16 protein-coding genes and 2 pseudogenes are annotated in these 18,601 nt (G+C 41.5%); 13 read left to right on the top strand and 5 right to left on the bottom strand.

The genetic code is table 11. The annotated features are described in order from the left end of the window. Window positions 1-237 precede the first annotated feature (237 nt). The gene (locus tag ACJMKR_RS07025) at window positions 238-1,857 is read right to left on the bottom strand and encodes an electron transfer flavoprotein-ubiquinone oxidoreductase (protein ID WP_423062451.1); all 1,620 of its coding nucleotides are present in this window, start codon (window positions 1,855-1,857) and stop codon (window positions 238-240) included. Window positions 1,858-2,006: 149 nt separating this feature from the next. On the opposite strand from ACJMKR_RS07025, the gene ACJMKR_RS07020 reads away from it, so the two are divergent. The 3 genes from ACJMKR_RS07020 to ald are packed head-to-tail and all read left to right on the top strand — an operon-like array spanning window position 2,007 to window position 4,824. Then, entirely contained in the window at window positions 2,007-2,759 is a 753-nt protein-coding gene (locus ACJMKR_RS07020; protein WP_423062450.1) for an electron transfer flavoprotein subunit beta/FixA family protein, read from the top strand. Then, complete coding sequence (locus ACJMKR_RS07015; protein ID WP_423062449.1) at window positions 2,756-3,703, top strand: electron transfer flavoprotein subunit alpha/FixB family protein; 948 nt, start codon at window positions 2,756-2,758, stop codon at window positions 3,701-3,703. Before ACJMKR_RS07020 ends, ACJMKR_RS07015 begins: the two co-directional genes overlap by 4 nt. Before the next feature lie 5 nt (window positions 3,704-3,708). Further along, on the top strand, window positions 3,709-4,824 hold the full coding sequence (gene ald, locus ACJMKR_RS07010; protein ID WP_423062448.1) for an alanine dehydrogenase: 1,116 nt from the start codon (window positions 3,709-3,711) through the stop codon (window positions 4,822-4,824). A gap of 16 nt (window positions 4,825-4,840) precedes the next feature. Here the strand turns inward: ald and ACJMKR_RS07005 are convergent, their stop codons facing one another. Further along, window positions 4,841-5,119: a hypothetical protein gene (locus tag ACJMKR_RS07005; RefSeq protein ID WP_423062447.1), complete on the bottom strand. Its 279-nt coding sequence runs from the start codon at window positions 5,117-5,119 to the stop codon at window positions 4,841-4,843. Between the two features lie 262 nt (window positions 5,120-5,381). Here ACJMKR_RS07005 and ACJMKR_RS07000 point away from each other — a divergent pair, with 262 nt between their 5' ends. Next, window positions 5,382-6,635: a transglycosylase SLT domain-containing protein gene (locus ACJMKR_RS07000; protein ID WP_423062446.1), complete on the top strand. Its 1,254-nt coding sequence runs from the start codon at window positions 5,382-5,384 to the stop codon at window positions 6,633-6,635. On the opposite strand, the gene ACJMKR_RS06995 is transcribed toward ACJMKR_RS07000, so the two are convergent. Beyond that, on the bottom strand, window positions 6,636-7,202 hold the full coding sequence (locus ACJMKR_RS06995; protein WP_423062445.1) for a DNA-binding domain-containing protein: 567 nt from the start codon (window positions 7,200-7,202) through the stop codon (window positions 6,636-6,638). It lies immediately after the preceding gene. Between the two features lie 174 nt (window positions 7,203-7,376). Between ACJMKR_RS06995 and ACJMKR_RS06990 the strand changes: the two are divergent. After that, window positions 7,377-8,495, top strand: a pseudogene (locus ACJMKR_RS06990) (IS481 family transposase). A 265-nt stretch (window positions 8,496-8,760) separates the two neighbouring features. Next, window positions 8,761-9,993 (top strand): IS256 family transposase, encoded by a 1,233-nt coding sequence (locus ACJMKR_RS06985; protein ID WP_423062355.1) that lies wholly within the window; start codon window positions 8,761-8,763, stop codon window positions 9,991-9,993. Window positions 9,994-10,173: 180 nt separating this feature from the next. Here ACJMKR_RS06985 and ACJMKR_RS06980 read toward each other — a convergent pair. Then, window positions 10,174-11,292 (bottom strand): annotated as a pseudogene (locus ACJMKR_RS06980) (IS481 family transposase). A 729-nt stretch (window positions 11,293-12,021) separates the two neighbouring features. On the opposite strand from ACJMKR_RS06980, the gene ACJMKR_RS06975 reads away from it, so the two are divergent. Both ACJMKR_RS06975 and kdsB read left to right on the top strand, forming a co-directional pair. Beyond that, window positions 12,022-12,198, top strand: coding sequence for a Trm112 family protein (locus ACJMKR_RS06975; RefSeq protein ID WP_423062444.1), 177 nt, complete (start codon window positions 12,022-12,024; stop codon window positions 12,196-12,198). 2 nt (window positions 12,199-12,200) lie between these two features. Further along, window positions 12,201-12,953, top strand: a complete 753-nt coding sequence (gene kdsB, locus ACJMKR_RS06970) for a 3-deoxy-manno-octulosonate cytidylyltransferase (RefSeq protein WP_423064210.1) — start codon at window positions 12,201-12,203, stop codon at window positions 12,951-12,953. A gap of 43 nt (window positions 12,954-12,996) precedes the next feature. Here kdsB and bioA read toward each other — a convergent pair whose 3' ends face one another. Then, on the bottom strand, window positions 12,997-14,253 hold the full coding sequence (gene bioA, locus ACJMKR_RS06965) for an adenosylmethionine--8-amino-7-oxononanoate transaminase (RefSeq protein ID WP_423062443.1): 1,257 nt from the start codon (window positions 14,251-14,253) through the stop codon (window positions 12,997-12,999). A 151-nt stretch (window positions 14,254-14,404) separates the two neighbouring features. On the opposite strand from bioA, the gene bioB reads away from it, so the two are divergent. The 5 genes from bioB to bioD are packed head-to-tail and all read left to right on the top strand — an operon-like array spanning window position 14,405 to window position 18,571. Continuing rightward, window positions 14,405-15,358 carry a biotin synthase BioB gene (bioB, locus tag ACJMKR_RS06960; RefSeq protein WP_423064209.1) on the top strand — a complete coding sequence of 318 codons (954 nt, stop codon included), beginning with the start codon at window positions 14,405-14,407 and terminating at the stop codon, window positions 15,356-15,358. Further along, window positions 15,355-16,476 carry an 8-amino-7-oxononanoate synthase gene (bioF, locus tag ACJMKR_RS06955; protein ID WP_423062442.1) on the top strand — a complete coding sequence of 374 codons (1,122 nt, stop codon included), beginning with the start codon at window positions 15,355-15,357 and terminating at the stop codon, window positions 16,474-16,476. Before bioB ends, bioF begins: the two co-directional genes overlap by 4 nt. Continuing rightward, a complete protein-coding gene (locus ACJMKR_RS06950) occupies window positions 16,460-17,182 on the top strand; it encodes an alpha/beta fold hydrolase (RefSeq protein ID WP_423062441.1) in 723 nt (240 codons plus the stop codon). Before bioF ends, ACJMKR_RS06950 begins: the two co-directional genes overlap by 17 nt. After that, on the top strand, window positions 17,169-17,927 hold the full coding sequence (gene bioC / locus ACJMKR_RS06945; RefSeq protein ID WP_423062440.1) for a malonyl-ACP O-methyltransferase BioC: 759 nt from the start codon (window positions 17,169-17,171) through the stop codon (window positions 17,925-17,927). Before ACJMKR_RS06950 ends, bioC begins: the two co-directional genes overlap by 14 nt. Then, the gene (gene bioD / locus ACJMKR_RS06940) at window positions 17,924-18,571 is read left to right on the top strand and encodes a dethiobiotin synthase (RefSeq protein ID WP_423062439.1); all 648 of its coding nucleotides are present in this window, start codon (window positions 17,924-17,926) and stop codon (window positions 18,569-18,571) included. The genes bioC and bioD overlap by 4 nt, the downstream gene beginning before the upstream one ends. The last annotated feature ends 30 nt before the right edge of the window (window positions 18,572-18,601 follow it).

The raw sequence follows: 18,601 nt of genomic DNA, 5'->3' as shown, positions 1-18,601 counted from the left end.
GCGTAGTCGAGCCGTGAGGTCGCGGAGCGCGGGCGACGAGGACGTCCGCGGCTATTTAAGTTGTCGCGTATTGCGAGTCGATTATTGACAGGGATGGCAATAATCTATCACGAGCATCGCGACACGCTTGTATTAATTAATTCTTAAATTTAAAATTTAATTTTTAAAAAATAGTTGTTCATCGTGTGAGTACGAACACGGGCGTATGCATTTGAAGTAGGACTGTTTGATTATCGTTTACATATTCGAATAATTGGGCCCATCGCCGCCTTCGGGGGTAGTCCAAACAATGTTTTGTGTAGGGTCTTTGATGTCGCAGGTTTTGCAGTGGATGCAGTTGGCTGCGTTGATTTGTAGTTGGGGTTTGCCCTTTTTGCTGATGATTTCATAAACAGCGGCAGGGCAGTAACGTTGTTCTGGTGCATCGTATTTTGCTAAATTAATCGTAATTGGGACATTGGGATTTTTTAGCAATAAATGACAAGGTTCACCTTCTCGGTGTTTGGTGGCGGTTAAGAAAACTTGCGTTAATTTATCAAACGTAATTTTACCATCGGGTTTGGGATAATTTATTTTGGTGGAATTTTTAGCGAGTTTGAGTGATAAGTTGTCTGGTTTTTTGTAATGAAACGTCCAGGGTGCGCGACCTTGAAAGACATATTGGTCGAGTGCCGCATACATTAAGCCTGGGAAAAGTCCTTTGTGAAATGCAGGTCTTACATTACGAACTTTTTTTAATTCTTTGTGTATCCATGATTTTTTGACTTGTGATTCAAAATCAAAAAGCGCTGTGTCTAGCTGTGTCGCATTTGCAATGACCTCAGCGGCAAGCATGCCAGATTTCATTGCCGTGTGAGTACCTTTGATTTTGGCGACGTTTAAAAACCCTGCCGAGCAGCCGATGAGCATGCCGCCCGGAAAGGTAAGTTTAGGGATCGATTGTAAGCCACCTTCGTTTAATGCGCGTGAGCCATAGCCAATACATTCTCCGCCTTCGAATAAGGGTTTTATGTGGGGGTGGGTTTTAAATCGTTGTAGTTCTTTGAAGGGGTCGAGGTAAGGGTTTTGATAATCGAGGCCAACTACAAGTCCGAGTGCGATTAAATTATTTTCATAGTGATAGATAAAAGAGCCGCCGTAGGTGCTGTGATCGAGTGGCCAGCCGACGGTGTGGACGACTTTACCGAGTTCATGTTTTGCAGGATTAACTTTCCATAACTCTTTGATACCAATGCCATAAGTTTGTGTGTCACAATTTGCGCGCAGGTTAAATTTATGGATTAATTGTTCGCTTAACGAACCGCGACAACCTTCTGCAAACAGCGTTTGTTTTGCGAATAAATCGATGCCAGGCTGAAAACGATCGCCGGGTTTGCCATCTTTATCTAAACCCATATCACCTGTTTGCACGCCGATGACTTTATCGCCGTCATATAAAATTTTACTTGCTACAAACCCAGGAAAAATACTGACTCCTAAGCGTTCTGCTTGTTCAGCTAACCATTGAGAAAATCGTCCCAAGCTAATGATGTAGTTGCCTTTGTTTTTCATCGTTATGGGTGTTGGTAAACGGTGGGCGCTATTTGCGTTGAGATAAATAAACTCATCGTGAGTGGCAGGTACATTTAGTGGCGCTTCGCGTTCTTTCCAGTCGGGGAGTAATTCATTCAACGCGCGAGGTTCGAGTACCGCACCGGATAAGATGTGTGCGCCGACAGTCGCACCTTTTTCTAAAACGCAGACCGATAATGCAGAGCCTTTTTCTTGATTGAGTTGCGCGAGGCGAATAGCAGCGCTTAAACCCGCGGGGCCAGCGCCGACGATGACAACGTCAAATGACATTGATTCCCGTTGCATGTTGAAATCCCTTGGCGGTTAACAATCAACATATTGACCTCTCGTGGTTTTGACGTCAAGATGCCTGGGGTTGGTGTTGATTAATCCTCTGGGTCCTGTCGCTGCGGGCCGCCCCTCGGATTAATTGCGTTGTTGTTTGGGAGATTGTGTTGAAGGTTTTGGTACCTGTTAAACGAGTTGTTGATTTTAACGTCAAGGTGCGGGTGAAGCCGGATGGTTCTGGCGTTGAAACCAGTAACGTTAAAATGTCGATGAACCCTTTCGATGAGATCGCGGTTGAGGAGGCTATTCGTTTAAAAGAAAAGGGGATAGCAACAGAAATTACAGTGATTTCTATGGGAGGCGATGCTTGCCAAGAAACATTGCGCATTGCCTTGGCCATGGGTGCCGATCGTGCAATTTTAGTCAAAACAGACCAACCTTTGGAACCTCTGCATGTCGCAAAGCTATTGAAAGCATTAGTTGAGAAAGAAAACCCCGGATTAGTTATTTTAGGAAAACAAGCGATTGATAATGATTGCAATCAGACAGGGCAAATGTTGGCGGGGCTGCTAAATTGGGCGCAGGGGACCTTTGCCTCTAAACTTGAAATTGAGAATGGCTCAGCACGAGTTACCCGCGAGGTCGACGGTGGTTTGGAAACCCTATCTATCAAGCTGCCCGCGGTCATTACGACTGATCTGCGTTTGAACGAACCCCGTTATATTAGCCTACCTAATATTATGAAGGCGAAAGCCAAGCCTCTGGATATTGTCTCTCTGGAGTCGCTCGGCGTTACGTTGAAAGGGCACCTCGAAACGCTTGATGTTGTCGCTCCTCCGGGGCGTTCAATGGGTATAAAGGTAAGAAATATCAATGAATTATTGAAATTATTGAAAGAAAAAGATAAGGTGCTGGCATGACAATTCTTGTTGTAGCAGAACACGATCAAAAACAACTGAAACCCTCGACACTGAGCACAATCGCCGCTGCGCTAAAAATTGAGGGAGATGTTAAGGTGCTTGTTGCCGGCTATCAGTGCGAATCGGTGGTGCAGTCGTTGCGCGCTATTGCTGGTATTGAGGTTTTGTTGGCAGACCATGAAGCTTATCAGCACCCATTAGCAGAAAGTTTCGCGCCGCTTATTGTGCACTGCGCCAAAGATGTAACGCATGTTTTTGCATCTGCAACGACATTTGGTAAAAATATTTTGCCCCGTGTGGCCGCTTTGCTCGATGTTGCCCAGGTGAGTGATATTATCGAGGTAGTTGATCGCCAAACTTATCGGCGCCCTATTTATGCGGGTAATGCAATTGCAACGGTAAAATCGAGCGATCCTGTGCAAGTGGTGACTGTGAGAAGTACGGCGTTTGAGCCAGCAACAGTAGGATCGACTCAAGCGAAATTAACAACGATTGATTTTATCGCTGAGAATAATGTATCGACATTTATCAGCGAAGAATTGCATGGAAGTGATCGTCCAGAACTTACGTCAGCCGATATTGTGGTATCAGGTGGACGTGGGTTACAAACTAAAGAGAATTTTGAGCGGTTAGTGAAAATTGCCGATCAAATGGGGGCGGCTATCGGTGCATCGCGTGCTGCGGTAGATTCCGGTATGGCGCCAAATGATTTACAGGTGGGACAAACGGGTCAGGTAGTTGCGCCAAAAGTGTATTTTGCTGTGGGAATATCAGGAGCAATCCAACATCTTGCAGGAATGAAAGACAGCAAAATCATTGTGGCTATCAATAAAGACCCCGATGCCCCAATATTTCAAATTGCGGATTATGGGCTCGTGGCTGATTTACAAGAAGTATTACCCCAATGGGAAGCTGCGCTCAATGATATTAATTTTTCGGAGTAATTATTATGCTAATTGGTGTGCCAAAAGAAGTTAAAGTAGAAGAGTATCGTGTGGGTTTGACGCCTTATAGCGTCAGAGAGTTGGTTGCGCATGGACACGAAGTGATTGTGCAACACAATGCGGCTGAAGCTATTAATTTTTCAGATGATGCTTATATTGCTGCGGGTGCTCGCATTTTTGAAAGCGCTGAAGATATTTATGCGTGTGCGGACATGATTGTAAAAGTGAAAGAGCCGCAATCTAGCGAATACCACATGATTCGCCCCGGGCAAATTTTATTTACTTATTTGCATCTTGCTCCCGATCCTAAACAGGCCGAAGCATTGATTCAATCTGGTTGTGTTGCAATAGCTTATGAAACGGTTACATCACCAAACGGCGGATTACCTTTATTAACTCCAATGAGCCAAGTTGCGGGTCGTTTGTCGATTCAAGCGGGTGCGCATTGTTTAGAAAAATCTGCAGGTGGTTGTGGCATTTTATTAGGTGGCGTTCCCGGTGTTTATTCTGGGAAAGTTGCTGTCATTGGTGGTGGTGTGGTAGGTACTAATGCTGTTCGCATGGCCATGGGTAAAGAAGCGGAAGTGACAGTGCTTGATCAGTCGCTGCGCCGTTTACAAGAGTTAGATTTTCAATTTGGGGGTCGTTTAAACACAGCGTTTTCAACAGAAGCGGCAATTGAACAATATGTGATGGAAGCCGATTTAGTTGTTGGTGCCGTGTTGGTGCCAGGAAAGGCGGCGCCGAAGTTAGTGACGCACGATATGATCAAACGCATGCGACCAGGCTCTGTGGTTGTGGATGTCGCGATTGATCAAGGTGGTTGTTTTGAAACCAGTCGTCCGACTACACACAAAGATCCAACGTTTGTGCTGGATGGTGTTGTTCATTATTGCGTGACTAACATGCCAGGTGCAGTTGCTAGGACGTCGACGTTAGCATTAAATAACGCAACCTTGCCATTTACGATCGCGTTAGCTGATAAAGGTTACAAAAAAGCAATGCTTGATGATGCGCATTTATTGGATGGATTAAATATTTGTGAAGGGCATGTTACCTATCAAGCAGTTGCGACAGACCTAAATAAAGACTATAAGCCAGCACTCGAGTTATTGAGATAAAGCAGGTTTCGTTGTTTTAATCTGAGTCCGATTTTTTATCATGCGGAAAATTTTTTTCGTCTTGTGTCGATTCGTGATCGATGATTCTGCCTTTCGAATGATGTTGCTGCGTCTTCGCACGGCCTGATAATTTAGAACGAATAAAGGCATAAATGAATAATCCGAGGCCGACAATAGCGCCGATGATGAGTAAATAAGAGAAGACGAACAGCCCAAAGATGAAGAGCATGACGAAAATGATCATCCCGATGATGGGGGTGATGCTGGCCCAGATGTGTTTGATGGGGTCTGTCATGCTGTTCTCCTCTCGTATTGGTAAGCAATTGAAATCGATAGAATGTTTTAAGCTTAAAGACAATTTCCAGTTGCGTTCTTAATCTTCTCTTAAGGTTTGTGGTGTAAAGTATGGATCAGATCATAGAAGAGGTGCAAGCTGAATACAACTAGCGGGCACCTCTTCTATAGAAAATATTAAAAATCAGTTGGTTATAGAGATAGCTTCTCGAAGCATGTGATTGATGCGATTTATAAAGATAAGCAAAATTGTGGCACTAGGCATGGTGGCATTACTACTGGGTAACGTTGTGGATACCGCAGTTGCGCTCGGAAATCACAAGCAGGTGTCCCAGGCCAAACAAGAAGCCGCCGCGATTAATGCATCACTGGGCATGTATAAACACTCACAACCCATACCTACATCCGTAAATCTGTGGCCGATTCTATCAGAGCATTTCAGGCTGACACAATATTATGATCGACCAGAGGTTCGTCACGAAATCATTGGATATTTAAGCAATAAGAAGTATTTGGAGTATATGTTACGTAATGCCGTTCCTTATATTTATTATGTCTATCAGCAAACGCAAGCGAGAGACATGCCGGCTGAATTTGCTTTACTGCCGATGGTTGAGAGTGGTTATGATCCATTTGCGTATTCTCCAGCGGGTGCAACGGGTATTTGGCAGATAATGCCAGGTACAGCATCGAGTTTAGGTTTAGATATAAACTGGTGGTATGATGCGCGGCGTGATACGGTCGTTTCAACACAGGCATCGTTAAATTATTTGGGTAGTTTGCACGGTACTTTGCATAATTGGTTGCTGGCGGCCGCTGCTTACGATGCCGGTATTGGTGCGGTACGAGCGGCGATGGAAGAAAATCAGCGCATGAGACGCGGCGTTTATTTTTGGGATTTACCGCTGCCCCACGAAACACAACTGTATGTACCAAAGTTATTAGCCTTGGCCGCTATTATTAGATACGCGGTTTACTATCATGTGAAACTGCCTTACATTCCCAATCACCCACATTTTTCAGCAGTGAATATGAACTCACAAATTGACTTAATTGAAGCAGGGCGCTTAGCGGGTGTTCCAGCCGATGTGATTCGTCGATTAAATCCAGGCATGCGTCGATGGGCAACGAATCCTAATGGAATATATGCATTATTAATTCCCAGCGATAAAAGTGAAACTTTCAAGCGTAATTTAGGGAACCTGGCGGGTAAATCACATATCAGTTGGCAGTATCACGAGGTTCGTACCGGTGAGACACTAACCAAAATCGCAAAAATTTATCATACCAGTGCAGGATTATTGCGATTGGTAAATGGATTAAAGAATAATCACGTTGAACCCGAACAAGGATTATTGGTGCCTTTGTATTTAAATCAAACTTATAGTATTCCAGTCGCTAATGTTAAAACAGATGTGTCGGTGAGTGTTTTGAAACCGTTAAAAGCAGCGCAGAAAGTAAAAGAGGACGAGTTAAAACGGTTGTTGGTGAAAATTTATGGCCAAAATAATACTTAGCTAATTTGTAACTGCTGTGGATGACACAAAAGGCGTGCACGTAGTCACGCTAATTTTTTTTGTTCCCAATAGGATATCATTTTTTTGTAGCGTTTGAAGCGTTTTTAATCCTGCTTTTATTATTTGAGTGGGGTCGGGATGATTAATTTCAGCGCTGATTTGAATTAGCGCTTGTTTTCCAGTTAATCCTTTACATTGATCGAGTAATTCTACTAATCGTGCGGTCATGAGATTTACTTGCAGAAAACCGACATCATCGGCTGTATTGCGATAAGCAATGAGATAATGTGGCGCTATACTGGGCGCATTTGGAATATTATTGACGTTGATTTCATGAACGGGATACCGATAAGAGAGCAATTGCGCTAATGGTGAGATGACGGGTATGCCGCTCAACAGGTCGCCTTTAGTGTTTATTTTTTTAAAATCAATTTTTTCATTGGCGATATCCAATGCATGTTCCACCCATTCGTAATGTGCTAGCTCAAACAAATAAGACGGATCATTCTGTGATGTGCGTGTGCTTTTCAAATAAATAACAAATTCTTCGGGAATTTTTAGAAACACAGGTGATTGCGCTTTATGATGGGCGATGAAATCTGTTGACCTTCCCCCTAAACTAGTACCAGGACACCGATGAGATATTCATGTGTAAACCTTCAGACTTGATCTGACACTCCTGGTCAGTTAGAGTAAAATTTAATTGACCAACCTTAAACAACCAACACGAGGAGTGTCATTATGACCAGTGTATCCGAAAAGATTATCAAACCCAAATTAGGTTTACTAGAGCTGTCTAAACAATTGGGAAATGTTTCACAAGCCTGTAAGGTTATGGGTTATTCACGCGACAGTTTTTACCGTTTCAAAACACTTTATGAAAATGGTGGCGAAGAAGCACTCCATGATATGAGTAAGAAGAAACCGAATGAAAAAAATAGAGTGCCGCTACATGTAGAAGAAGGGGTAATTGCTTTGGCTATTGAAAACCCAGCGTTAGGTCAGGCACGTGCGGCCAATGAATTACTGGCGCGAGGCATTATCGTATCGAGCAGCGGAGTTCGTTCGGTGTGGCTACGTAATGATCTAGAGACTTTTAAGAAGCGACTAAAAGCGCTTGAAGCGAAATCGGCGCAAGACGGTATGTTATTAACGGAAGAACAATGACAAGCATTAGAAAAATCAAAACGAGAAAAAGAAGCGCACGGCGAGATTGAAACAGAACACCCAGGTTATTTAGGTTCTCAGGATACGTATTATGTTGGCACGATGAAGGGCGTTGGCCGTATTTATGAGCAGACTTTTGTCGATACCTATAGCAGAATCGCTTTTGCGAAGTTATACACGGAGAAAACAGCGATGACGGCAGCTCATTTATTAAATGAACGTGTATTGCCATGGTTTAATGAGCAAGGTATCCGATTGCTGCGTATGCTCACGGATCGCGGGACGGAATATTGTGGAAAAATTGAGAACCACGCCTATCAACTTTATTTAGCAGTTGAAGACATTGACCATTCGAAAACACGCGCACGTTCTCCGCAGACCAATGGTATTTGTGAACGTTTTCATAAAACGATTAAACAAGAATTTTATGATGTTGCTTTTCGAAAAAAAATATATCGTTCCCTAGAAGAATTACAACAAGACGTTGATGCGTGGATCAAAACATATAATGAGGTCAGGCCCCATTCCGGCGAGCGTTGTTATGGAAAAACACCCATGCAAACTTTTCTTGATGCAAAGCATTTGGCACAAGAAAAAGAATTAGATAAACTATGTAAAACTATTCCAAGCGTGTCGGCAGATGAATTGAATAAGGCGCACAGTAATCACGACACGCAACTGGTAGAGGAGTAATTAGAATCCGATCTATCGGACAGAAAATATGTCCGATAAATCTCAACTGTCAGATCAAGTCGAGAGTTCTACAAATTAGTAGTAATGGGTAGGGGATAAGAAATTTTTTAATAATAGATCGTAGAAAGAGAGCAATGATAATAGTCATGAAAGCAAATATAAATTGCAGGCTTGGTCCCATGTTTGTTTATCTGGGTCTGTAAATAAGATTGTGTAAATGCGATAGTCAGGGAAAGGTCGTTAAAATTATACGGAGTCTTTGACTATGGCAATGAAAACCAATAAATTAGATCCACAGGTTGTGGAATATTTTCTCAAACATACCAAGACCGCATCTGATATTTTCGGTGATACTGGTTTGTTAAAGGAGTTAAAAAAGGCACTGACGGAGCGTATTCTGGAAGGGGAGCTGACGGACGCGCTGGGTTATGCAAAACACGAAGTGTCTGGCCACAATAGTGGTAATTCCCGCAATGGGCACAGCCAAAAAACGATCAAAACAACAGATGGCGAGATGACCATTGAGGTTCCTCGTGATCGTAACAATGAGTTTGTACCGCAATTGATTCCAAAACATCAAACCCGCTTTGATGATTTGGATGACAAAATTATGAGTCTTTATGCACGGGGTATGACTACCCGTGATATTCAAGATCAGTTGAAAGATTTGTATGGCACAACTATTTGTTCGAGTCTCATTTCTACAGTAACCAACGAAGTGATTGAAGAAGTGAAGGCTTGGCAAAGTCGTCCGTTGGACAAGGTGTATCCGATTGTGTATTTGGACGCTTTAGTGATTAAAGTGCAGCAAGATAAAAAGGTTATCAATAAGGCATTGTATTTGGCTTTAGGAATTAATATCGATGGGCAAAAAGAATTGCTAGGTATTTGGATTAGCCAAAATGAGGGCGCTAAATTCTGGTTGAATGTATTAACGGAGTTAAAAAATCGAGGCCTAGAAGATATCCTGATTTGTTGCGTTGACGGGCTAACGGGCTTTCCTGATGCGATTGGCGCTGTGTATCCTAACACTCAAGTACAGCTTTGCATTGTACACATGGTGCGGAATTCATTGCGCTATGTGGGTTGGAAAAAGAAAAAAGAAGTGGCCGCTGACTTAAAAGCTATTTATTCGGCCAGTACGGTTGAAGAAGCAGAATTGGCGCTGACGAGTTTCTCTGAGAAATGGGATGCTGAATTTCCCTCGATTGCCAAAAGTTGGTTGACTCATTGGGAGCGCATTGTGCCATTTTTTGCTTATCCGGCAGAAATTCGGAGGGTGATTTATACCACTAACGCTATTGAATCACTGAACATGAGTATCCGAAAAGTTATTAAAAATAAACGAGTTTTTCCGTCGGACGATGCCGCTTTAAAACAACTCTATTTAGGGTTAAAAAATATAGCCAAAAAATGGACCATGCCGATTCGAGACTGGGGTGCCGCCATGAATCGTTTTGCCCTTATGTTTGAAGATCGCCTGGCGGATTTTGTATAAAACTTAAAATTCATAAGAGAGGAAATTAATTTGAACGCAATGTAGTTTTTGATAAAATTAAAAAATCAGTTAACACAATGGCTGATTCATAATTCTGACTGACGCGATTTACACAAACTAATAAACAGTCCCAGTTGAGATTTATCGGACATATTTTCTGTCCGATAGATCGGATTCTAATTACTCCTCTACCAGTTGCGTGTCGTGATTACTGTGCGCCTTATTCAATTCATCTGCCGACACGCTTGGAATAGTTTTACATAGTTTATCTAATTCTTTTTCTTGTGCCAAATGCTTTGCATCAAGAAAAGTTTGCATGGGTGTTTTTCCATAACAACGCTCGCCGGAATGGGGCCTGACCTCATTATATGTTTTGATCCACGCATCAACGTCTTGTTGTAATTCTTCTAGGGAACGATATATTTTTTTTCGAAAAGCAACATCATAAAATTCTTGTTTAATCGTTTTATGAAAACGTTCACAAATACCATTGGTCTGCGGAGAACGTGCGCGTGTTTTCGAATGGTCAATGTCTTCAACTGCTAAATAAAGTTGATAGGCGTGGTTCTCAATTTTTCCACAATATTCCGTCCCGCGATCCGTGAGCATACGCAGCAATCGGATACCTTGCTCATTAAACCATGGCAATACACGTTCATTTAATAAATGAGCTGCCGTCATCGCTGTTTTCTCCGTGTATAACTTCGCAAAAGCGATTCTGCTATAGGTATCGACAAAAGTCTGCTCATAAATACGGCCAACGCCCTTCATCGTGCCAACATAATACGTATCCTGAGAACCTAAATAACCTGGGTGTTCTGTTTCAATCTCGCCGTGCGCTTCTTTTTCTCGTTTTGATTTTTCTAATGCTTGTCATTGTTCTTCCGTTAATAACATACCGTCTTGCGCCGATTTCGCTTCAAGCGCTTTTAGTCGCTTCTTAAAAGTCTCTAGATCATTACGTAGCCACACCGAACGAACTCCGCTGCTCGATACGATAATGCCTCGCGCCAGTAATTCATTGGCCGCACGTGCCTGACCTAACGCTGGGTTTTCAATAGCCAAAGCAATTACCCCTTCTTCTACATGTAGCGGCACTCTATTTTTTTCATTCGGTTTCTTCTTACTCATATCATGGAGTGCTTCTTCGCCACCATTTTCATAAAGTGTTTTGAAACGGTAAAAACTGTCGCGTGAATAACCCATAACCTTGCAGGCTTGTGAAACATTTCCCAATTGTTTAGACAGCTCTAGTAAACCTAATTTGGGTTTGATAATCTTTTCGGATACACTGGTCATAATGACACTCCTCGTGTTGGTTGTTTAAGGTTGGTCAATTAAATTTTACTCTAACTGACCAGGAGTGTCAGATCAAGTCTGAAGGTTTACAACTAAAAGACCACACAGTTCATTAAATTATATGCCGCCTATTGAATTTGCGAAACAGGCTGCTTAACATGAATATCTCATCGGTGTCCTGGTACTAGTTTAGGGGGAAGGTCACCTAATTGCACCCTGGCAGGGCAGAAGAGTAAATATGTGATATGGAAATATCATTTCTTATGGTTGCATAGAAGAAACTTCTTATACTTTGGCAACGGCTTATGACAATCCCGAATCATATTTCGATTTATTTTGATAGTCAGTCGCAAGATCAGGTTAATTACTATACCAAACTGGGTTTTCAGGAAATACCTAACTCAAACTATATGGTAATGAACTTGGAATACAGGCAAGCGAGGTTATACGATATTGGTTTTGAGGAAAGTTGCCTTTTCAAGTGTAGCTTTATTATTGACAACTTAGCGTGGATAATGCACCCTAATTGCACCCTGGCAGGGCAGAAGAGCAAATATGTGATATAACTATATGAAAAATAAGTTATTTATTTTTCATGGGGTGCAAGGGGTCGCAGCTTCAAATCCTGCCGTCCCGATCAAAGTTTGATTCGCATTCGGCTTTTTTCACTTGATTCTTGTTCCAATAGTGATAAATTAATCACAGAAAGGCGTTGAGATAAGGTGGAGTATGGATCAAAGATTGTTAGAAATTCTAGCTTGCCCTGTTTGTAAGGGTAAATTAACGGTTTCTGAAGAAGAAAATGAATTAATTTGTCGCTTCGATAAATTGGCCTATCCCATTCGTGAAAATATTCCTGTTATGTTGGCCGACGAAGCGCGTCACTTAAAGGGTGATGAGGTTTGATGATGGAATTCCATGTTGTTATACCAGTTCGATATGATTCAACAAGATTACCAGGTAAAGCATTAGCTGATATTGGTGGAAAACCCATGGTTCAGCATGTTTATGAACGTGCGCTGAACAGCGGTGCTGAAGAAGTTATTATTGCAACCGATGACAAACGTATTGCTGAAGTAGCAGAATCTTTTGGTGCGCATGTGTGCATGACTTCGGCAGATCATAAATCCGGAACGGAGCGTTTGGCTGAAGCTGTTGTTGCGTTAGGTTTAGAAGATGATGAAATTGTGGTGTGTTTGCAAGGCGATGAGCCGTTAATTCCACCCGAAATTATTCGCCAAGTTGCAGAAGATTTAGAAGAGCATGATAACGTTAAAGTGTCGAGCATTTGTGTGCCTATTAAAGAGACTTACGAGTTGTTTAGCCCAAGCGTTACTAAAGTTGTCTTAAACCGACGTAACTATGCGATGTATTTCAGTCGCGCTCCGATTCCTTATGGCAGAGATACTTTTTCTGATCAGCAAAATATAAAGTTAAATGGCAGTCATTTTCGGCATGTTGGTTTGTATGCGTATCGTGTCGGATTCGTACAAGAATACTTAGAGTGGGGTCCTTGTCCTGCCGAAGAGCTTGAAGGATTAGAACAGTTGCGAATTTTGTGGCAAGGGGGTCGTATTCACATGGCAGTTGCAAAATCCAACTTGCAATTGGGTGTGGATACAGAAGAAGACCTTGCGCGTGTTAGGGAGCACATTACTTAATCGTGTTGTAAGCTCTCAACGTCGTTTGATCGCGATATTAGATTTAAACGGCTTGAATAGATTCCGTAGTAATCACTTGCAGAGCTTCCAGTGTTTCAAATGATGTATTCAAGGGCGGCATCCAATAGATCGTATTACCGAGCGGGCGCAATAGGGCGCCACGCTTAACGGCGTTCTGGAAAACTGCAAAACCTTTACGCTCTTGAGAGTGTTCTACTTTCAAGTCTGCTGCAACCATTGCTCCAATGTGACGAACGCGTTCAAGCTGGCCGGTTTCTTCAGCGGTTTTTTGCATGAGCTTTAGCATGACTGAAGACATATCCTGAACATGTTGTAAAATTTTATCGTGCTCTATGCACTTAAGGCATGCAAGGGCAACGGCAGCGGCCAGTGCGTTTCCTGCATAGGTATGGGAATGCAAAAATGATTTACCTAATTCATAGTCGTCATAAAATAAATTGTAAATATCATCCGACGTTACTGTGGCGCTTAGAGGTAACCATCCACTTGTTAGACCTTTTCCTAAACACAAAAAGTCAGGCTCTATATTGGCGTGTTCACTCGCGAGCATCGTCCCGGTTCGGCCGAGCCCCGTCATGATTTCATCGGCGATCAGGTGTATAGCATGAAATTTTGTCCATTCGCGTAATCGTCGCAGAAAATCAGCACTATAAATCAACATACCGTTAGCGCCCTGAACAATAGGTTCGATAACGATAGCTGTTAAATCACTTGCATGTTGTTCCAATTGTTTTTCAATGACAGGCCAACATGATGAACAATCTGCCCACAACGGGTCATGAATGTTACTGACATAAGGCACGTTCTGTAAAAAATGCGCTTTGATGAGCATATCTTCATAGGGCTTGCGATATAACCCTAAATCACTCACGGCTAATGCACCGCAAGTTTCACCATGATAATCGCCGGCAAGAGCCATGAATTGATGACGCTGCGGTTGATTCAGAATTTTGCGTGAATGCAGGCTCATTTTCATTGCCATTTCAATGGCACAAGCACCGTCAGCGGCATAAACCACTTTACTTAAATTCGGAGTCAAATGAGCGAGTCGCTCTGATAATTGCACAATAGTTTCATTGGTGGTATTGGCTAAAATGACATGCTCGAATTGTTCCGCTTGTGATAATAATGCAGATTTCAATTTGGGGTGCCCGTGGCCCAATGTTTTGCACCACCAGCTCGATGTCGCATCGATTAATCGCTCACCTGAGGCTAATTCGATGTAGCTGCCTTGCGCAGATTTTACGACAACGGGCAAAAATCGTTCATAATCTTTCATTTGGGAACATGGGTGCCAGATGTGTTGTAGATCACGCACGATCAATTTTGATTTATTTTTGTGCATATGTAAACTAATTTTAAAATTTAAAGTTGACAATAGTGTGTGAAAGTCTATCATGTTTAAACTCAATTGCAAGCGTGGAAAAATAATGCTTCGACATGACTGGACAAAAACAGAAATCATGCAATTTTATGAATTGCCGTTTGCGGATTTAATTTATAAAGCACAAACGCTACATCGAGAAAACTTCGATCCAAACCAAGTTCAAATATCAACATTAATGAATTTTAAAACAGGTCGATGTCCAGAAGACTGCGCCTATTGTCCGCAAAGCGCACATTACAATACAGGCTTACAAGATGAGCCTTTATTAGACACCGAAGAAATTTTAGCAGTCGCGAAAAAAGCCAAAGCGAATGGTGCTTCACGTTTTTGTATGGGAGCAGCTTGGCGTAGTCCCCCGAAAAAAGTGATGCCCCAGCTAAAGGAAATTATAAAGGGTGTTAATGCATTAGGTTTGGAAAGTTGTATGACTCTTGGAATGTTGAGTGATGACCAGGCCGCGGATCTTGAAGAAGCGGGTCTTCATTTTTATAACCATAATCTCGATACTTCGCCAGAATATTATAAAAAAATTATTTCAACGCGTCAGTATCAAGACAGATTAGATACGTTAGCAAGAATCCGTCGCTCAAAAATAAGGGTATGTTGTGGTGGTATTGTTGGCATGGGGGAGACGCGTGATGATAGAGTTACTTTTTTACAGCAATTATCAACGTTACCAACTCATCCACAGAGTGTTCCAATTAATCAATTAATTCCTGTTGCCGGTACCCCGTTGGGTGATGAAGAACAATTTGATCCCATTGAGTTTGTTCGCACAATTGCAGTAGCCCGTATTTTAATGCCAACATCAGTAATACGATTATCAGCAGGGCGCCGTGCGATGAGTCATGAAATGCAAGCGTTATGCTTTGCAGTGGGTGCAAACTCTATTCATTATGGTGAAAAACTATTAACGACAAAAAATTCAGATCCTGATGTTGATAGACAATTGTTTAAAAAACTAGGGCTAAAATCTGTAAACCCTACGGCAATATGATCATCAAACGATTAGCAGCAAGATTAGATGACTTCCGATCACGGAATCTATATCGATATCGCCATGTAGTGACGCATGAATCAAAGTTTATCAATTTTAGTAGCAATGATTACCTTGCCTTAAGCCAGCACCCACAATTAATAGCTGCTATGGAAAAAGGTATGCAACAATATGGTATCGGGAGTGGAGCTTCAAAATTAGTGGCAGGGTATACTGCAATTCATCGGGATTGTGAAACCCTGTTTGCAGAATTTTTAGGACGAGACCGTGCTTTATTATTTGGAAGTGGTTATTTAGCTAATCTTGGGACCCTCGATGCTGTAACAAACAAGGGTGATATTGTTTTTCAAGATCGTCATAATCATGCGTCTTTATTAGATGCGGCGCGATTATCGCGTGCGAAATTACAGCGCTATTTGCATAATAATATCGAGAACTTAATAAAAAAAATGGAATCTGTTGTTGCACAGCAAAAATTAGTGGTCAGTGATGGTGTGTTTAGTATGTATGGTGATGTTGCACCGGTTAGTGAGTTGGCAAAATGTTGCAAACAGCATGATGCAACTTTAATGATTGATGATGCACATGGGATGGGTGTTCTTGGAAAGAATGGAGGAGGTGTATTGGAGCAATTGCAGTTATCCCAAGAAAATGTCCCGATTCTGGTGTGTCCTTTGGGAAAAGCATTCGGTCTTTATGGTGCTATGGTTGCCGGCAGCAATGATCTCATTGAATCGTTAATTCAATTTGCACGCAGTTATATCTATACAACCGCGATACCTCCTGCATTAGCAGCAGCAACCATGGCGAGTTTAGAGCTTGTTAAGAAGGAACAATGGCGACGCGAAAAGCTGAATGAATTAATTCATTATTTTAAAATAGAGGCAAATAAAATTGGGTTATATTTAAAGAGCTCTGATACACCCATTCAAGCGATTTTGATGAAAGATATAGAGCAAGCAACGACGGTTAGTCACAATCTGAGAGACAAAGGTTATTTATTGTATGCCATGCGCCCGCCCACTGTTCCCGAAAAGAAATCATTATTGCGGGTTACGCTGAATGTCTCTCACACAAAAAATCAAATTCGAGACTTGTTGAATGCAATACAAGCTTAAAAAAAATTTAGTTTTATTACACGGTTGGGGTTTTTCAAAAAAGGTTTGGGAAGATTTTATTCCCTATTTATCATCACATTTTCAAGTTACGTGTTTAAATCTACATGGGTCCAACTTGGGTTTAATGACTCAGTATGTTTTGAAAAACTCACCTAAATTCGCTAGTTTTCTTGGTTGGTCTTTGGGTGGTCTTGTTGCAATGAATATTGCAATTTCTTTCCCAGAGCGTGTAAGAAAATTAATTACGATTGCAAGTACACCAAAATTCATTGCTAGTGGTAATTGGCCAGGAATGGCAATGGAAGAGTTTGAACAGTTTGAAGAGTCGTTAAAAAATAGCCCTAAGAATACGCTCAAAAAATTTGTCGTATTGCAGTTTTCTGATTCACGAGTGCATCGTGATTCGATAGCATTTTTGCAAAATTCAATAAACGAAAATAACGTGGATAGTAACAAGCTGCAAGAAAGTTTAAGCATTTTGAAAAATGTGGACTTAACAAAAAAGTTATTTAAGATTCAATGCCCACAATTGTATTTATACGGAGATAGTGATGCTTTGGTGCCCGCTGGGGTAGCAAAGTGTGTTGAAAATTTAACGCAAAACGCCACGGTTAAACTCTTTCCTCAATTAGGTCACAGTTTTTTTCTCACTCATCCAACGCTGTGTGCAAATATCATTCGAGATTTTTGTTATGATGTCAATTGAGAAAAGGCAGATACGAGCTAGTTTTGATGCGGCAACTATCCACTATGATGCAGCGGCTGATTGGCAAAAAACAGTCGGAAGCCTTTTGTTAGAGAAATTAAAATTACATTATCCGCAGTCTAAGGCTATCTTAGATTTAGGTGTGGGCACGGGTTATCTATCGCGCTCTATTGAGAAAAGCTATCCTGACTGTGAATTGATGGCCTTAGATATTGTGGAATCTATGTTGTTAACCTCGAAAATGTATCTACAGTGTAAAAAATTAATTTGCGCAGATGCAGAAAGTATGCCTGTAAGAAATAAATCAATAGATATTGTTATTTCTAATATGGTAGTGCATTGGTGCAATTCTTTGAGAGTAGTGATACAAGAACAGTATCGAATTTTAAAATCAAACGGTGTCTTTATTTTTTCAATATTGGGATCTCAATCCATGCTGGCATTAAAAGATGCTTGGTCTAAAATAGATAATCATACTCATATAAATGATTTTCCAACATTGGAATATGCTAAAATGCTTTGTTTGCAGAGTGGATTCACAGTTTTGTCTTCAGAGACGCTCATGATTGAAAAATATTATGTAAATGTGTTTGATTTGATGCGTCACCTTAAAAAGATAGGCTCAAAAAATATTAGTTTGAATAAACCAAGAAACTTAGTGAGCAGGAATAAAATGAAAAAACTTAATGAATATTATCAAAATCCCCTTCATTATGAGGTGATTGTTATGGTGTGTAAGAAATGAAAAAAGGGTATTTTGTAACGGGCACAGATACATCGGTTGGGAAAACCTATGCGATGGTCGAGTTATTGAATTATTTTAATGAAAGGAGTATGAAAACTGCGGCCTTAAAACCCATTGCTTCTGGAAGTGAAAAAACACCGAATGGTCTTCAAAATCAAGATGCATTGCAATTGATGGAGGCAATGTCAATGAAATTTGCGTATGAGCAAGTTAATCCGTTTGCATTTGAGTTGCCATTAGCGCCGCATTTGGCAGCTTCGCCGTTGAAGTTAACCGTGAGTGAGACGATGCGTGCTTGCCGAGCGGTGTTAAGTAGCGACTACGATGTTGTATTCATAGAGGGTGCCGGTGGTTGGTTAGTGCCGCTTAATGATCAAGAAACATTTGCAGATTTAGCGGCTGCGTTTGGACTGTCTATTATTTTGGTGGTCGGGTTGCGATTGGGTTGCTTAAATCATGCTTTATTAACGTATGAAAACATTAAGTCACGCCAATTGCCTCTTGCTGGCTGGATTGTGAACCATCTTGATTCAACCATGCTTAGTCAAAAAGAGAACATAAAAACTTTAGAGACTTTGTTTGCTATGCCTCCACTTGGAGTTATACCTTACAACGGTAGATTTCAAGCGCAAACAGAATTCTAAACAAAACGGCGCTATAATTAGGGCATGAGC

The sequence above is a fragment of the Candidiatus Paracoxiella cheracis genome, from assembly GCF_049348705.1.
In the GTDB taxonomy this organism is placed as follows: domain Bacteria; phylum Pseudomonadota; class Gammaproteobacteria; order Coxiellales; family Coxiellaceae; genus Paracoxiella; species Paracoxiella cheracis.
This window is presented reverse-complemented; position numbering and strand designations above follow the sequence as displayed.

Excerpts from the sequence above, each read along its gene's own strand:
- ACJMKR_RS07025 (WP_423062451.1), bottom strand. The coding sequence starts at position 1,857 with ATGCAACGGGAATCAATGTCATTTGACGTTGTCATCGTCGGCGCTGGC.
- ACJMKR_RS07015 (WP_423062449.1), top strand. The coding sequence starts at position 2,756 with ATGACAATTCTTGTTGTAGCAGAACACGATCAAAAACAACTGAAACCC.
- ald (WP_423062448.1), top strand. The coding sequence starts at position 3,709 with ATGCTAATTGGTGTGCCAAAAGAAGTTAAAGTAGAAGAGTATCGTGTG.
- ACJMKR_RS07005 (WP_423062447.1), bottom strand. The coding sequence starts at position 5,119 with ATGACAGACCCCATCAAACACATCTGGGCCAGCATCACCCCCATCATC.
- ACJMKR_RS07000 (WP_423062446.1), top strand. The coding sequence starts at position 5,382 with ATGGTGGCATTACTACTGGGTAACGTTGTGGATACCGCAGTTGCGCTC.
- ACJMKR_RS06985 (WP_423062355.1), top strand. The coding sequence starts at position 8,761 with ATGGCAATGAAAACCAATAAATTAGATCCACAGGTTGTGGAATATTTT.
- ACJMKR_RS06975 (WP_423062444.1), top strand. The coding sequence starts at position 12,022 with ATGGATCAAAGATTGTTAGAAATTCTAGCTTGCCCTGTTTGTAAGGGT.
- kdsB (WP_423064210.1), top strand. The coding sequence starts at position 12,201 with ATGGAATTCCATGTTGTTATACCAGTTCGATATGATTCAACAAGATTA.
- bioA (WP_423062443.1), bottom strand. The coding sequence starts at position 14,253 with ATGAAAGATTATGAACGATTTTTGCCCGTTGTCGTAAAATCTGCGCAA.
- bioB (WP_423064209.1), top strand. The coding sequence starts at position 14,405 with ATGCTTCGACATGACTGGACAAAAACAGAAATCATGCAATTTTATGAA.
- bioF (WP_423062442.1), top strand. The coding sequence starts at position 15,355 with ATGATCATCAAACGATTAGCAGCAAGATTAGATGACTTCCGATCACGG.
- ACJMKR_RS06950 (WP_423062441.1), top strand. The coding sequence starts at position 16,460 with ATGCAATACAAGCTTAAAAAAAATTTAGTTTTATTACACGGTTGGGGT.
- bioC (WP_423062440.1), top strand. The coding sequence starts at position 17,169 with ATGATGTCAATTGAGAAAAGGCAGATACGAGCTAGTTTTGATGCGGCA.
- bioD (WP_423062439.1), top strand. The coding sequence starts at position 17,924 with ATGAAAAAAGGGTATTTTGTAACGGGCACAGATACATCGGTTGGGAAA.